The following is a 14,479-nucleotide window of genomic DNA, read 5'->3' as shown; positions in this document are numbered from 1 at the left end:
TTCGACGTTCTTTTCTTTTATTTAAGTGGACTTAATCCCTGCAAACAGAGAATTCAAAAGTCTCTCTACAAACTCACTATCCATCGGTTCGCCAGTCACCAACATGCGATAAAAAACCGGCCCGTAAACGAGATCGATGCACAAGCCGATGTCCAAATCACTTTTTAATTCACCTCGCGTTACACCTTTCTCTATAATTCCCCAAGCTTCACGCCGGCGAGGCTGAATGTATCTGATCCGATATTCTACTGCAAGACCTGGATCTGACTGTCCTTCTCCAATGATCTCAGTAATAGCCTTACCGTCCAGACTCGTCAAAAATTGAATCATATTGCTCGCATGAATGCGTACATCTTCAAATACCGATCCTGTATCCGGAACAGGCAATCTTGCTGTCATGGCAGACATGTATCCGTCCATAATGACAGCCCCTTTGTTGGGCCACCATTTGTATATCGTCGCTTTGCTCACTTGAGCACGCTCCGCTATCTTTTCAACCGTAATCGCTGCAAAACCATGCTCCAGCAGCAGCTCATAGGCGGCTGCAAGAATGGCATTCTGGGTTTCCATGTTGCGGGGACGTCCTCTTTTGGCTGTCATCTGAATCCCTCCTTGAGGTAACCATCACCATCAAATTTTCTTAAAAACGATACGTTCATTATACTAAAATGCCCACTACATAAACAGTTTCGCCTTCTCGCAATGGTTACTTACTCAGAATAAAATAATGATGCCTATTTACAATACTAAACGTATCGTTTATTATATGTTTGTAATTAGTGAACGACACGTTTAGAAATTAAGGACTCAAGCTGCTTTACCCATAATGAAACTAATCTAATACCATGTGGAGGATGATAATGATGATCATGAAACACGATACGAAGGCAAAACAGATTCCGGGTTGGCTGATATTCCTTTTGGCTGCGGCTTGTGGACTTATTGTGGCAAATTTGTATTATGCTCAAACTGTGATCGGCCCGATTAGTGTAACAACAGGGTTATCGTCTGCTGCTGCAGGGTTGATCGTAACGTTAACCCAGATTGGTTATGTCATCGGATTGCTGTTTATCGTACCCCTCAGTGACATTATGGAGAACCGGCGGCTCGTAACCTCCTTTCTGATATTACTAGTCGTTGCCTTGGCTGCAGCTGCGTTCTCCACTCATGCTTTACTATTTCTGACGGCGTCATTGGTGATCGGCATAGGTTCCGTCGTCGCTCAAATTCTCGTACCATACGCTACCTATCTTACCTCGGAAGAGCAGCGCGGACGCGTTGTTGGCAATGTCATGAGTGGACTTCTTCTCGGTATCATGTTGGCTCGTCCCATCGCAAGCTTCATTACAGATGCATTCGGTTGGCAGGCTGTCTTCATTTTCTCTGCCATTGTCATTGCATTGTTAGCCCTGCTCCTGTCACGTGCTCTTCCTGTACGTCAGCCTCACCCTGCAATGAAATATGGTCAGCTTATTGTTTCACTGGGCACCCTGCTGAAAACCTTGCCCATGCTGCGTCGCCGCGCACTGTACCAAGCCAGCTTGTTTGGCGCCTTCAGTCTGTTCTGGACGATCGTGCCTTTGCGGCTCGCTCATGATTTTGGCATGACCCAGCAGGGAATTGCCTGGTTTGCACTGGCTGGTGTAGGAGGAGCCATTGCCGCACCTATTGCAGGCAGATGGGCTGATAAAGGCTTGACCCGGATACTAACCGGACTTGCCATGGTGATTGCCGCTCTCTCCTTCGGTCTTGCCTATGTATTCCAGGGTCACTCTACCGCTTCTCTTGTGCTGCTGGTCATTGTCGCCATAACGCTCGACATGGCAGTCTCCGGAAATCTCGTTCTGGGACAGCGCATCATCTACTCCCTCGCGAATGAAGCGAGAGGACGGGTAAACGGAATTTTTATGTCGATCTTCTTTATCGGGGGCGCCATTGGCTCATCGCTTGGAAGCTGGTCCTACGCATCGGGAGGCTGGAGTCTGACGACACTGATCGGCCTGATCATGCCACTGTTGGCGCTCGGCTATTACTTTACGGAAAAGAAAACCGGCGTTGTCAGCAACTCATAACTGCATCACTCAACATAGAAGGGCAGCCTAATCCCCAGGATTAGAGCTGCCCTTTCCTTACTTTTAAATTAAGTGTTTCCTTCGATCCGGCAAAGCTGCTGAAGCAGAAATGCAATACATTTTAATGTCCACGTTATACTTTCGTTAGAATTGGTCGTTATCCTTGAGTTATGGATTTCAACTCATCATTCATACGGAGGATAATTAATATGAACCTGAAACATCGTTTTATTCAAAAAACAGCCGTACTCGGCATGACCATCGCGATGATTACCGGCACCGCTTCAGCGGCAGCTTCACCTATTGCCAAGGAACAATGGGTGCAGGAGCATGCCCATGAGATTACATCCCTGACATCGGATAATTATAGTGACCTGGCCTTCCTGAAGCCATTACTGCAGGACAAGAAAGTTGTTAGCCTTGGAGAGAACTTTCACCGGGTTGCCGAGTACAGTGCCATCAAAACGCGCATGATTAAATTTTTGCATGAAGAACTGGGCTATGACGTTATTGCCTTTGAGTCGGGCATGGGAGATGCAGCTGTTGCTTATGAACAAGGAGCGAATCTGACACCTGCCCAGATGATGGAGCTCTCCATTTTCCCAATCTGGCACTCACAGGAAACGCTTGGTCTCTACGAGTATGTGCAGGAACAGAGCAAAACGGATCACCCCCTGATTTTGGCCGGATACGACATGCAGTTCACGACCGGGTACTTAACGCAATTTATCAGTGACTGGATTGGAAGTATCGACCCCGAAAGAGGTAAAGAGTACTATGCTTTTGAGATGCAGGGCATCACGGATCTGTACGCCGTCCTTAATACGTATGGAATCGACAGCGACAACAATCCGGAGTTCAAAGCGGCCATCCATCAAGTGAAGGATACCTATGTGCCGCAATATGAGAAATTGGTTCAATGGATTAACGAACACAAACCGGAGCTGGTTAAGTCATTCCCGGACAACCCGAAACTGGCTGACATGATGATCCGCGTCCTGAATGACCGGACCAAATTCATGGAGATGGCAGCCTACGATACACGGGAGAGCTACGAGTTCCGCGATCGTGCCATGGCGGACAATCTGGAATGGCTGATGGACGTGATGTATCCGGACAAAAAGTTCATTCTCTGGGCTCATAATGACCACCTCGCCAAGAGCACATCGACCATCCTTAATCCCCCGATTGGAGAAAGCGATGGAAATTCCGACCTTTGGCAATCCAGCTTCAAGAGCATGGGCGAAATAATGCATGAAAAACTGCAGGACGACATGTATGTGATTGGACTCTATATGAACGAAGGGCAAGCGAGCGAGATTTCCACAGGCAAAACGTTTGATATCTCTCCCATGCCTCGTGGCAGCCTGGAGTATACGCTGATGAAGTCTGGTTATCGTAATACATATATTGATCTTTCCGAAGCCAAAGACGCTACTAGTGCTGCATCTTGGTTGTCCCGCCCAGTCTTCGCTGCCGAGGATGGCATGGTGGATGAAGTGATTCATCCGATGTCGATGAACTTTATCCCTGCAGAACAATACGATGGCATTCTGTTAATTGATAAGGTCAAGGCACCAACGACCACTTATAAAGGCGGATTCAAAGACCAAGCGCAGCAGCAAAAGTAATCCCTTAACGCTGTGCATCTATCAAAAAAGGCAGGATCCCATTTGGGATGCCTGCCTTTTTTTTGCTTCTGTTAAGGAGCTATATCACTTGCCTAAATTCAAGGTAATCACTGATTTACCCGCGCAATCTCCGGGCACTCAGTGCATGATGACCTTGTTGCAGAAAGGTGCTTCGTGTATTCTTCATCAGCTCAATCCGGCGTTCGGCCAGACGGTCTGCGGCAATATAAGTGGCGATGCCTTCGGTACGGGACGTTTCGAAGATTTTCTCCAAACTGGCGTAGATCTCTCCGATCTTGCTCCACGCACGCTCTGCATTGTATCCATTCAATTCATCTGCGATGTTGATGACTCCGCCCGCATTAATCACATAGTCCGGAGCGTATACGATGCCCATCTCATGCAGTTTGTCTCCATGTCGGGTCTCCAGCAGCTGATTGTTGGCACACCCTGCAACCACTTTGGCTTTGAGTGTTTTAAGCGTATCATCATTAATCGTTCCACCAAGGGCGCACGGTGCATAGATGTCACATTCCACGCCCGTAATGTCCGCCGGATCTACAGCCGCTGCACCGAAGCGATCCACTGCCTGCTTCACGGAATCCTTGTGAATATCCGTCACAATCAAGCGGGCACCTTCCTCGTACAAATATTTGCACAGACTCATGGCCACGTTTCCGACGCCTTGAACGGCGACCGTTTTGCCTTCCAGCAGATCCGTGCCAAATGCTTCTTTGGCTGCCGCCTTCATCCCCCGATATACTCCCCATGCTGTTGCTGGAGACGGGTTCCCCGACGAACCGTAGCTTGGGGATATGCCTGTTACATAATCGGTCTCCTGATAGATCAGGTTCATGTCTTCTTCCGAAGTTCCCACATCTTCTGCAGTTACATAACGTCCGTTCAGACCTTGAATATATCTTCCGAATGCACGGAACATGGCCTCATTCTTGTCACGGCGCGGATCGCCAATAATAACGGCTTTACCGCCGCCAAAATTCAAGCCGGATACGGCATTTTTATATGTCATCCCCCGCGAAAGGCGCAGTGCGTCTTCGATGGCAGCCTCTTCTGAAGCATACGTCCACATCCGAGTGCCGCCCAGTGCAGGGCCAAGTGTTGTATCGTGAATGGCGATAATCGCCTTTAACCCGGAAGCTTTGTCCTGACACAGGACCAGTTCCTCATAATCATGGTGTTCCATTACTTCAAACCAACTCATGTTTCACCGTCTCCTCCAACCATTTTTGCGGGCAATTCGCAAGGTTTCTTTATTTTTGCCATCCTCTATTGTACCTAGATAAGCCAAGAATGTGCAAAATCACATCACTATGTAAGAGTCGCTTTTTGCAAAAAGCGTTCATTTTCGAGCAGCATTAATGGAGCGTCTCGACCACGTTGATTGGATGCAAATCCCCTTCTACGGCAAAAGATGCCTGTCCGGTCTCCTCGGAAACCACGAGCACAACGGCATCCGTCAGTTCACTCAGCCCCAGTGCGGCCCGATGACGCGTTCCGATTTTACGTTCCCCTGCTACAGCCTGTGACAGTGGAAGGACATTGCCTGCAGAGACGATCTGGTTGCCACGGATCAGAACCGCTCCATCATGCAGAGGCGCACCCGGAATAAATAGTGATTCAAGCAGTGCATGAGTAACTTTTGCATCAATCACAACGCCTGAATGAATAATAGGGTCAAGAGGCACCTCGCGTTCAATGACAATAAGAGCACCATATCTTCGATCGGACAGATGCTGTACACTAGCGGTCAGCTCAGCAAACTTCTCGGTGAAGGGAGACAGGTAACAATCCAGATAAAAAGAAGAAGCAAGTACCTCAATCTGCTTGATCTCGGTCCGAATCTCGGCGAACTGCCCCAGCAGACAGACACTGTCATTGTCAAAACGGGATAACGTCAGATTCATCCGATCCGCTACACGATGCAGATCTTCCTTCAGCCTTTGTCTCATGGACGAGCTATCACAATCTGCTTGCCGGTTCATCATTCGGAGCCTCCCCCTTCTATTCTGCATGCCAACATAGTTAACCTATACATTTCCCCTGGCAATGTTCATTTATACCAAAAGAAATTCACCGTTCACTATGCTGTGCACAGAAAAAGCCTGTCTGCAACGTTACCGCTACAAACAGGCTTCAATCCAAAAATCCTTTACTCACAACGTTGAGATGTTAGAAATTATGGAGTAACTGCGCCATAAGATCCTTTCCTGAACGTAGCTGGATCATACCATTTGTACCCTGCAGCCGGAGCTGACCATGGCTCGAGCTGCGGTTCTGTAGATGCAGCCGGAGCTTCGATGGCAAGCAGGCTTGTCGGTGTGTCTAATGTCAGACCAGACACCTGTGACAGGCTCGTATAGCTTTCTTTTACCGCGAGCCATTTCACGGTATTGACGAGGAACGTGGCATCATCAGCCTCTTTGAATCCGTCATAGGTCTTTTTGGAAGCACCCGTTTCTTCACGCAAATACTTCGGAGTCGCATCTTCCACAGGAGAGGAATCACCAATGAATGCTGCCTTGCCTGCACCTACCTTGGCTATGGCTGCATATGCACCTTCAGCACGTCCGCCGCCATTGTATACGCCCTGATCGACCGCGTTGCCCCATTTGGACACACCGCTTGGAATATAGACCAATCCTTTGGCCTTGTTTGGATCAATAACAGCCACCGTGGATCCTGCGTGCATTGCTACTGCATTCACTCCGCTTGTAATTCCAAATGACTGTGACGGAGCAACGATATCCGTGGCATTCACATCACCAAGTGCGTTGTAGCGGAAACGGATGCCGAAGTTTGTTGCCAGCCAGTCCGAGCTAGTAACCCCCTGCATGGCTGGGGATTCGGCTTCTGCCGAAGACATCCCCTTAGCCGGGTTCAGGAATGCCCCGCGACGATATCCGTTAAATACTTCGGAGGAGTCCCAGCGGTTTTTGTTGCGGTCTGCATTATAGTGATCAGAGATGAAGAACACGCTGCCGCCATTCTGTACGTATTGCAGCAGTGCAGCCTGCTCTGTCGCTTTGAATGGCACGTTGGCTTCGCCAATAACGAAGACATCATAATCTTTTAATTTAGTATAGGTAATGGCCTGCTCACCGAATGTATACGGGATGCTGCGTTCCAGCTGATCCACGGCAAAGCCTGCGTTTCGCAAACCATTTGCAAAGTCCGAAAATGCTCCATCAATGATCCAGTCCGCAGCTCCGGCAGTTTGGGCATGGGTGTTGTCGAACAATACTTTTTTGCCTGTGCCATCGGGCAGCGTCGTGCCAGGGTTCGGTTCGGGATCAGGGTCTGGATTGGTTGTTCCGGAAGAAAGGGAGATGGAAGTTGGATTTTTGAGTCCTGCATAACTGTTGTAAGCACCAAGTGATCCGGTTACGATGACCTTCTTGCCTACGAGACCCGGATTGGTAGCCAGTCCATATTGCGAGCGAAATGATGAGGAAACTTGCACATCCAATAATTTAGCGTTTGCCTTCTCTGAAGGGGAATCCGCAATCAGAAAGTTAAAATCATTGGCGTAAGGAGACGTAAACTTGGCTGTAAGCGAACCGGTGGCATGACCAACAATATAACCTTCGACAGTCGCCGTTCCTCCACCGCTCTGAGCAGCAATAGCCTGAGATACGGTAAGTGGTGCTGCTGCAGCCTGTACCGGACTCTGTAAACCTGGCCCAAGCAATGCAGTTGTCATCATCATGAAGACCAGGAATGCCCCGATCCAGTGCTGCCATAACGCCTTCTTCATGTTCTCCTTCTCCTCCTCGGATTTACCTTTTAATGGGTTGTCCATTTTAATTTAATCTTTCATATGATGAATTCCTCTTTGTTTATGTAAAATTTTTGAAAAAAGTTTGCTGCATAATTAACCTGCCCATACTATTTACCAAACACATGATAAAGGAGACACATACCATGAAGTTTATCTTTTTGCTGCTTCTGATCATCGTCCCTCTGATGATGGTATTTCTTGCTCTTCGTTCCCGGATGGTGGAGCGGCTGTTTCATGTCCTGGCTCTCATATGTTTCTATAGTGCAGCCACGGTCATTGCCGGAGATGTGTATGCCACCAATGCACATATGACCACCTTTACCACTGAAATTCACCATTTTTTGCTGAATGGCTGGTTCCTTTATCCGTCTGCTTATCTGGGTGTATACATCCCATATCTGTTATGGATGGGCCTCTTCTCGAAAAAAAATTAAGGCAAATCAGTGACTCGGCATTGATTTTTGGTTGAATTCATAGCATAATAAACTTATACGTGATAATGATTATCATTCTTGAGCTTGTCTCTCATTCCAATCAACTTTACATGAATTTTCGATCATATAGCTAAAGGGGAACGAACATCATATGAATACAACTCTGCAAAAAGCATCACTGCAGCTCGACGATTATCTGGATCTTCTGAACCTGGCAACAACCCTGGGTGATACGAAGTGGCAAAAAGAAATCATTCGCAAGCTGGCTTATACTTATCCTGCCGTTCAATGTAAACAACCACAATAACATATCGATGTTAAATGGCTCATGACAGATTCAGATCTGAATCTATCGTGGGTTATTTTTTTGTTTCAATCGTGATCTGGATACAGGTAGAATGGACTTAATCATGGACCCGGGGAGAGTGAATGACATGCAAGCGGAGACAGAACGGCTGACCCTGCGAGAAATTCGCATAGACGACTGGGAAAGCATACATACGTACACCATATCACCTGAAGTAACCAGGTATACGGCATGGGGACCCAACACGGAACAAGATACCACGGCTTACATTGAACAGGTTTTGCTAACACAACAGGATGAGCCAAGAAACCAATTCGACCTTGCGGTCTGCCTGAAAACAGATGGTACGCTGGTAGGCAGCGTAGGCATATACACGGAAGGCACCAATGCGGAGATGGGTTATGTGATGAATCCAACGTATCAGGGGAGAGGCTACGCTGCCGAAGCGAGCCTGGCATTGCTCGGTTTGGGTTTTAACACACTCGGTGTGCATCGAATCTATGCCAAATGTCGGCCGAACAACAAGGCATCGGAGAAAGTGATGCAGAAGATCGGCATGCAGTATGAAGGAATGATGCGGGAGCACTGGTTTTACAAGGGAGAATTTCACGATTCGTTGGTCTATTCGATCCTCGCCAGGGAATATGCGAGCCTAGTTCGTCAAGATTAAAGCACTTAAAAAAGCTGATATCGGTTGATACCGATATCAGCTTTTTTATCTCCGTAACGACCCCAATCGCCAATGAAGATTTAATATATGGATCGAAAACTCTGGCGAACTAAAGCCGGCATAACTCCGCTGGGCAGCTTGGGAATGTGGGACACCCACACATACAGCGCAGGGCTGCCAGATCACGAATCATCAATTTGCCATCCAGTGTGTCCAGCGTACCCTGTTCCTTCCATGCTCCCAGCATCCGTGTCACACTCTCCCGAGTAGCTCCAATCATCTCCGCAAGCTCCGTATGATTCAATTTCATCTCGAGTACGATCCCCTCAGGAGTGATTTTGCCATACGAGTTGCTGGCACGGATCAGTGTCGAAGCCAGAGCTCCAGCCTTGCCATAGAGCAGCAGATCCCGGAAACGCGATTGAGTAATGCGCTGTGAAAGTGCCATCCACTGCAGGAATTTCAAGGCAAGGTCTCCATGTTTACTAAGCACACTTTCCAGATCACTGAGCGAGATGATTGCAAGTTCACCTTTCTCCGTCATCTCGGCACTATAGCTATGATTCAGCCCGCCAATACCGCCGAACTCACCGATGAGATCCCCTTTTTGCTGAATCGAGAGAATGATTTCCTTGCCGTCCTCCGTCGATTTGGTCATTTTCACGCGCCCCGAACGAATGTAGTACAGATATCCGGCTTCATCACCTTCCAGAAAGAGACTATACCCCGACTTCACCCGTTTAGGCTGCATTTTGGCCTCAATCCAGGCCCACTGTTCAGCTGTTACGAACGAAAGTATTCCGCCTGTCTCCCGTGTCATCTTGCTTCCCTCCGCCTGTTCCCGTTCTGTCGCTTGGGTTGTTCTTTCTATAAATACCGTACCCATTTGTTCGTCCCCCTCGTGTTTCCTTATGAATCTATCTTATCGCGAAACCGGCGGGAACGTTATCGGGGGATTACCTGAACCTGGCTGATAAATTCCCTGAATTTGCTGTGAGAAAAGTCACATCCTATGATGGCATACTCATGTTGTCATGTAGTAAAGCTCTTGCTGCATAAGGATTGAGGGCCGTCTGTTAACCAAGATCAGTACATTGCAGAACCGAAATCGGGGGATTCCCTGAATTACAACCCGGACGAATGGGACTACAATAGAACTAACATACAAATATATATTTCAGGACACCTTGGTCAAAGGTTAACGATATCCATTTCACCGAGTCTAAGCTAACGGTATCATTCCAAAAAGGAAGTGTCTCTCATGCACGATGAACTGCCGTCCGGCATTCAGGAGATGATCAACAATCTGCGCCTGAACACATCCGCCGATTTTTGCGGACTTGCCTGTCTGTCCAGGTCCATGCTGCGCTGGAAATATACCTCCGGTGAAACCAACGAACGCGTAACACGCATGGAAATGCGTCCGGGACAAGACCTTGTGGGTACAGCTCTTAGGACAGGCCGCACGTCCCTGTCTGATGAAGGATCCACAAATGCCAGTACGCCGGGCCGTTGTCCGTTGATGATCGCGGAGCGGCTGCTATGTGCCATAGCCGTGCCTGTGTTCCACGAGGGCAGCGTACCTGATGCGGTGCTGCTTGTTGGCAGCAGACAGCCCTGCACGTTCTCACCGGACATCATCCGGCAAGCGGAGCTGGCAGCCCAAACCGTTGGAGCCCACTCTTTACGGATAAGCCCCTTGGAAGTACAGAAGGAAGAAGAGCTATTCAGAGATTAAACCTCTGGGTGGCTTTTTTTGGTATCATGATGATAGAACCAAGCAAGCGGACAGGGGGAAAACTAGTGATTCAATTATTGGTTGTCGACGATCATGTCGTTGTACGTTCCGGGCTGATTGCCCTGCTGGACGGCAAGAATGAAATCCGGATCGTGGGCGATGCAGCAGATGGAGACGAAGCCATTGCCAAGGCACAGGAATTGAAGCCGGATGTTGTATTGATGGATTTTAGCATGCCGCCAGGCAAAGACGGGTTAACCGCTACCGCCGAATTGAAAAAGTTGATGCCGGACGTGGCCATTCTCATTTTGACCATGCATGACGATGAAGAGTATCTGTTCCGTGCGATCCATGCGGGTGCTTCCGGATATATTCTCAAGAGCGCACCACACGAGGAGCTGCTAGCAGCTATCCGCTCCGTAGCAGATGGCAGTGCCTATCTGTATCCTAGTGCCACCAAACGGCTAATGAGTGAATACCTGGACAAATCCAAACAGGAAAACGCCGGGCCATATGACACCCTCTCTGAGCGGGAGAAAGAAATCTTGTCCTGGATCGCGAAAGGTTACGCCAACAAGGAAATTGCCGAGCATCTGGTCATCAGTGTCAAAACGGTCGAATCCCACAAAAGCAATCTGATGGAGAAGCTGGGCCTGCGGACCAGACCTGAACTGGTCAAGTTTGCGATGAAAAAGGGGCTGTTAAACTTTGAGTAGTGCACGCGAAAACAGACTTAGCGGACTTGCGGAACAGCCTGTACTGCAGCTGCTGGATGAGCTGGACAACCACATCACCGATGACGAGTTTCGCAGCAGACTGAAAGGTTCACTGCACCAGCTTAGTGATCTGAAATTTGCACTGGATGAGTCCTCCATCGTAGCCCTCACGGATCGCAAAGGAAAAATCCAGTACGTGAACGATAAATTTTGCGAAATTTCACAATATCAACGAGAGGAACTAATTGGTCAGGACCACCGGATCATCAATTCCGGATATCATGGCAAAACGTTCATGAAAAACCTCTGGGAAACCATCTCTTCGGGACGAGTATGGAACGGGGAAATTCGTAACCGCGCGAAGGATGGCAGCCACTATTGGGTGAATACAACGATTGTGCCTTTTCTCGACAATGACGGGGAACCCTATCAATATTTGGCTGTCCGCAGTGAAGTGACGAAGCTGAAACGGGTGGAAGGCGAGTTGCAGACGATGATGACCCAGGTCATGAATATTCAGGAAGAGGAACGCCGCCGAATTTCCCGCGAGCTGCATGACGGAATCGGACAGAGTCTCTTCTCGCTCGTGATTCAGATGGATCAGCTCCTGGCTGACAAGCCCCATTCCGGTGTGGAAGCTCTGCGTAAGCAGGTCACCGGGATTATGGAAGATGTACGGGGCATGGCCTGGGAACTCAGACCTTCCGTACTCGATGACCTTGGTGTCGTTCCAGCCATCCGTACTTATATTGAGAATTATACCCGCCACTACGGCATTGAAGTGGATCTGAGATGCAACCTGCGCAGACGGCTGGAAATGAATCGGGAGATCGCGATGTACCGAATTATCCAGGAAGCATTAACCAATATCGCCAAGTATGCCGATGTCGCCGAAGCACAGGTAACCGTGGAAGATTCACAGGAAGGCACGGTTGTAACTATTGCGGATCAAGGTGCCGGGTTCAATGTGCAAACCGCAGGCAATGGCGTCGGATTGTTCAGTATGGAAGAACGTGCTCGCGGTGCAGGAGGAACGCTGACGTTATCTTCCGAGCCTGGTGAAGGTACAAGCATTACGTTTCATCTGCCCAGAAGTGTTTAGACAGGTTCGAATGTGGGCCCTTGCCCACTGCCTAGAGAAAAAAGCTGCTCATGGATTTATTCCAAGAGCGGCCTCTTTGGGTTTACTTTTGGTACAAATGACAAAATGAAAGCTCATAATCGGATAAATTCAATATGATGGATAAATATGTTGACTCCAATTACGATTCGTCATTAAAATATGAATGCTGCATGCAAATTGTATTGTTGAAGGTTAACATTTTATATTCCATATACAGAACGAAAAGGATGGTCCATCATGTCAGAAAAACGCTCCTCCAAAGGAGGAGAAATCCCGCAAATGTACAATCTGGACGCGATCGATCGGAAAATTATAGCCGCTCTGCACCAGAACAGCCGGATCTCCTACACGGATCTGGGTACGCAGATCGGTTTGTCCCGTGTGGCCGTTCAGGCTCGTATCAATGCTCTATCCGAAAAGGGCATTATCGAACGATTCACGGTAGTGATCAATCCAGGTAAGGTTGGGCTTCAGGTCTCCGCTTTTTTTAATGTGGATGTGGAGCCGCCATTCCTGGACGAAGTGGCCGAGAAGCTGGACGATGAGCCGGCAGTGACCAGCCTCTACCATATGACAGGCCCAAGTACACTGCATATGCATGGTATTTTTGCAGACATGGAAGAGATGGAGCAGTTTTTGCTGGAGAAGCTCTATAAGATGCCTGGTATCGTGAAGGTCGAATCTCAGTTGTTGTTAAAACGATATAAAAGCCGAATGGGCATGAGACTGTAGGAGGAAAACTGCATGGGTTGGAAAGATTACACTGGTCTTGTTACGGGTATGGTGCGAACCGGGATATTGGGTTATGGCGGCGGTCCTTCGGTTATTCCGCTGATCCGCTATGAAGCCGTCACCCGTTACCAATGGGTGAGTGATGAGGAATTTGGCGAGATTTTGGCGATTGCCAACGCGCTGCCAGGACCTATTGCGACCAAGATGGCCGCTTATCTCGGTTATAAAACCAAAGGCGTGCTCGGCGCCATCGTTTCTGTACTTGCACACATTTTGCCAACAAGTATTGCCATCATTGCTCTGCTCGGCTCCATGTACGCGCTGCGTGAGTCGAAGATCGTTGCCGGCATGGTGGCAGCCGTTCGCCCAGTGATCTTTGTGATGCTGGGCATGATGGCTTATGAATTTGCCAAAAAGGCATGGTCCGGACTGGGTAAAACCTTTGCCGTCCTGTTTGGCGTCATCGCGTTTGTTCTATTGCAGCTGCTGAATATTCATCCCGGAATTGTAGTAGCCGTCTTTCTTGGCTATGGGGTGTTTCACCTGGATCTGGTTCAGCGCTTCAAGTCCAAGCGCAGCTCCGACAAGGAGGTGTCCTAAACGATGCTTCAGACGTGGTGGGAGTTGTTTTGGGGATTTTTCGTAGCGAATATATTGGGATACGGAGGCGGTCCTGCCTCCATCCCGTTAATGCAGGAAGAAGTGGTCAACCATTATAAATGGATGACGACAGAGCAATTCGGCGATGTGCTCGCGATCGGAAATGCTCTCCCGGGTCCAATCGCAACCAAGATTGCCGCATTTGTCGGTTATCAGGTGGCTGGCTGGTTCGGGGCATTTATCGCCAGTTTTGCCACGATTGTCCCTTCGGCAGCCGCACTGATCCTGCTGCTTCGCCTGTTGAACAAGTATCGTACTTCACCCAAAGTGAAAGGTATGACACTGCTTGTGCAGCCGGTCATCGCAGTGCTCATGATTCTGCTCACTTGGGAATTCGGCCAAGTATCTACCGCTTCCATCGGGATCTGGCAGACACTTATCATCGCCGGGATTTCGTTATGGGTGATGACCAAAACCAAGCTGCATCCCGCTATTCTAATTGTGATTGCTTTTGCATACGGTGCGCTTGTTCTGTCCCATACGATGTAAGTGATAGATCAGGGATGACTGATTACGGATTGAACTCAAAGATAACGGACTGACACGAACAGGCTGCTTTCAATGCTAGATGCAAGAACAGTATACGAATATCCATAC

Annotated in this window: 16 protein-coding genes; 11 read left to right on the top strand and 5 right to left on the bottom strand. The window is 48.6% G+C overall.

Features of this window, described 5'->3' with window-relative positions; translation table 11 throughout:
• Window positions 1-21: 21 nt before the first annotated feature.
• Window positions 22-600: a TetR/AcrR family transcriptional regulator gene (locus tag AAIH57_RS24425; protein WP_430023309.1), complete on the bottom strand. Its 579-nt coding sequence runs from the start codon at window positions 598-600 to the stop codon at window positions 22-24.
• 263 nt (window positions 601-863) lie between these two features.
• Here AAIH57_RS24425 and AAIH57_RS24420 point away from each other — a divergent pair, with 263 nt between their 5' ends.
• The gene (locus tag AAIH57_RS24420; RefSeq protein WP_430023485.1) at window positions 864-2,072 is read left to right on the top strand and encodes an MFS transporter; all 1,209 of its coding nucleotides are present in this window, start codon (window positions 864-866) and stop codon (window positions 2,070-2,072) included.
• Between the two features lie 209 nt (window positions 2,073-2,281).
• A complete protein-coding gene (locus AAIH57_RS24415) occupies window positions 2,282-3,703 on the top strand; it encodes an erythromycin esterase family protein (RefSeq protein WP_430023307.1) in 1,422 nt (473 codons plus the stop codon).
• 115 nt (window positions 3,704-3,818) lie between these two features.
• Here AAIH57_RS24415 and AAIH57_RS24410 read toward each other — a convergent pair whose 3' ends face one another.
• The 3 genes from AAIH57_RS24410 to AAIH57_RS24400 all read right to left on the bottom strand — a co-directional run bounded on the left by AAIH57_RS24410 (window position 3,819) and on the right by AAIH57_RS24400 (window position 7,430).
• Complete coding sequence (locus AAIH57_RS24410) at window positions 3,819-4,925, bottom strand: Glu/Leu/Phe/Val family dehydrogenase (protein WP_175395897.1); 1,107 nt, start codon at window positions 4,923-4,925, stop codon at window positions 3,819-3,821.
• Window positions 4,926-5,079: 154 nt separating this feature from the next.
• On the bottom strand, window positions 5,080-5,709 hold the full coding sequence (gene cdaS, locus AAIH57_RS24405) for a sporulation-specific diadenylate cyclase CdaS (protein ID WP_175395898.1): 630 nt from the start codon (window positions 5,707-5,709) through the stop codon (window positions 5,080-5,082).
• A 191-nt stretch (window positions 5,710-5,900) separates the two neighbouring features.
• Complete coding sequence (locus tag AAIH57_RS24400; RefSeq protein ID WP_430023484.1) at window positions 5,901-7,430, bottom strand: DUF6359 domain-containing protein; 1,530 nt, start codon at window positions 7,428-7,430, stop codon at window positions 5,901-5,903.
• A gap of 215 nt (window positions 7,431-7,645) precedes the next feature.
• Here AAIH57_RS24400 and AAIH57_RS24395 point away from each other — a divergent pair, with 215 nt between their 5' ends.
• From AAIH57_RS24395 to AAIH57_RS24385, 3 genes are all read left to right on the top strand, one after another.
• Window positions 7,646-7,936 carry a hypothetical protein gene (locus tag AAIH57_RS24395; RefSeq protein ID WP_430023305.1) on the top strand — a complete coding sequence of 97 codons (291 nt, stop codon included), beginning with the start codon at window positions 7,646-7,648 and terminating at the stop codon, window positions 7,934-7,936.
• Window positions 7,937-8,087: 151 nt separating this feature from the next.
• A complete protein-coding gene (locus tag AAIH57_RS24390; RefSeq protein WP_175395901.1) occupies window positions 8,088-8,243 on the top strand; it encodes a hypothetical protein in 156 nt (51 codons plus the stop codon).
• A gap of 127 nt (window positions 8,244-8,370) precedes the next feature.
• Complete coding sequence (locus AAIH57_RS24385; RefSeq protein WP_175395902.1) at window positions 8,371-8,913, top strand: GNAT family N-acetyltransferase; 543 nt, start codon at window positions 8,371-8,373, stop codon at window positions 8,911-8,913.
• 109 nt (window positions 8,914-9,022) lie between these two features.
• Here AAIH57_RS24385 and AAIH57_RS24380 read toward each other — a convergent pair whose 3' ends face one another.
• Window positions 9,023-9,799: a Crp/Fnr family transcriptional regulator gene (locus AAIH57_RS24380; protein ID WP_175395903.1), complete on the bottom strand. Its 777-nt coding sequence runs from the start codon at window positions 9,797-9,799 to the stop codon at window positions 9,023-9,025.
• A gap of 375 nt (window positions 9,800-10,174) precedes the next feature.
• Here AAIH57_RS24380 and AAIH57_RS24375 point away from each other — a divergent pair, with 375 nt between their 5' ends.
• From AAIH57_RS24375 to AAIH57_RS24350, 6 genes are all read left to right on the top strand, one after another.
• Window positions 10,175-10,651: a GAF domain-containing protein gene (locus AAIH57_RS24375; RefSeq protein WP_175395904.1), complete on the top strand. Its 477-nt coding sequence runs from the start codon at window positions 10,175-10,177 to the stop codon at window positions 10,649-10,651.
• Window positions 10,652-10,716: 65 nt separating this feature from the next.
• Complete coding sequence (locus tag AAIH57_RS24370; protein ID WP_175395905.1) at window positions 10,717-11,367, top strand: response regulator; 651 nt, start codon at window positions 10,717-10,719, stop codon at window positions 11,365-11,367.
• Entirely contained in the window at window positions 11,360-12,469 is a 1,110-nt protein-coding gene (locus AAIH57_RS24365; protein ID WP_430023303.1) for a PAS domain-containing sensor histidine kinase, read from the top strand. Before AAIH57_RS24370 ends, AAIH57_RS24365 begins: the two co-directional genes overlap by 8 nt.
• Before the next feature lie 258 nt (window positions 12,470-12,727).
• The gene (locus AAIH57_RS24360) at window positions 12,728-13,222 is read left to right on the top strand and encodes an Lrp/AsnC family transcriptional regulator (RefSeq protein ID WP_175395907.1); all 495 of its coding nucleotides are present in this window, start codon (window positions 12,728-12,730) and stop codon (window positions 13,220-13,222) included.
• Between the two features lie 12 nt (window positions 13,223-13,234).
• Window positions 13,235-13,822: a chromate transporter gene (locus tag AAIH57_RS24355; RefSeq protein WP_175395908.1), complete on the top strand. Its 588-nt coding sequence runs from the start codon at window positions 13,235-13,237 to the stop codon at window positions 13,820-13,822.
• A gap of 3 nt (window positions 13,823-13,825) precedes the next feature.
• Window positions 13,826-14,371, top strand: coding sequence for a chromate transporter (locus AAIH57_RS24350; RefSeq protein ID WP_430023301.1), 546 nt, complete (start codon window positions 13,826-13,828; stop codon window positions 14,369-14,371).
• Window positions 14,372-14,479 lie beyond the last annotated feature (108 nt).

The organism is Paenibacillus sp. MABNR03 (assembly GCF_050455445.1).
In the GTDB taxonomy this organism is placed as follows: domain Bacteria; phylum Bacillota; class Bacilli; order Paenibacillales; family Paenibacillaceae; genus Paenibacillus; species Paenibacillus xylanilyticus.
Note: the sequence above shows the minus strand (reverse complement) of the source record. Positions and strands in the feature narration are given on the sequence as shown.

Coding starts and splice junctions, on each gene's coding strand:
- AAIH57_RS24425 (WP_430023309.1), bottom strand. CDS start 600: ATGACAGCCAAAAGAGGACGTCCCCGCAACATGGAAACCCAGAATGCC.
- AAIH57_RS24420 (WP_430023485.1), top strand. CDS start 864: ATGATCATGAAACACGATACGAAGGCAAAACAGATTCCGGGTTGGCTG.
- AAIH57_RS24415 (WP_430023307.1), top strand. CDS start 2,282: ATGAACCTGAAACATCGTTTTATTCAAAAAACAGCCGTACTCGGCATG.
- AAIH57_RS24410 (WP_175395897.1), bottom strand. CDS start 4,925: ATGAGTTGGTTTGAAGTAATGGAACACCATGATTATGAGGAACTGGTC.
- cdaS (WP_175395898.1), bottom strand. CDS start 5,709: ATGATGAACCGGCAAGCAGATTGTGATAGCTCGTCCATGAGACAAAGG.
- AAIH57_RS24400 (WP_430023484.1), bottom strand. CDS start 7,430: ATGATGATGACAACTGCATTGCTTGGGCCAGGTTTACAGAGTCCGGTA.
- AAIH57_RS24395 (WP_430023305.1), top strand. CDS start 7,646: ATGAAGTTTATCTTTTTGCTGCTTCTGATCATCGTCCCTCTGATGATG.
- AAIH57_RS24390 (WP_175395901.1), top strand. CDS start 8,088: ATGAATACAACTCTGCAAAAAGCATCACTGCAGCTCGACGATTATCTG.
- AAIH57_RS24385 (WP_175395902.1), top strand. CDS start 8,371: ATGCAAGCGGAGACAGAACGGCTGACCCTGCGAGAAATTCGCATAGAC.
- AAIH57_RS24380 (WP_175395903.1), bottom strand. CDS start 9,799: ATGGGTACGGTATTTATAGAAAGAACAACCCAAGCGACAGAACGGGAA.
- AAIH57_RS24375 (WP_175395904.1), top strand. CDS start 10,175: ATGCACGATGAACTGCCGTCCGGCATTCAGGAGATGATCAACAATCTG.
- AAIH57_RS24360 (WP_175395907.1), top strand. CDS start 12,728: ATGTCAGAAAAACGCTCCTCCAAAGGAGGAGAAATCCCGCAAATGTAC.
- AAIH57_RS24355 (WP_175395908.1), top strand. CDS start 13,235: ATGGGTTGGAAAGATTACACTGGTCTTGTTACGGGTATGGTGCGAACC.
- AAIH57_RS24350 (WP_430023301.1), top strand. CDS start 13,826: ATGCTTCAGACGTGGTGGGAGTTGTTTTGGGGATTTTTCGTAGCGAAT.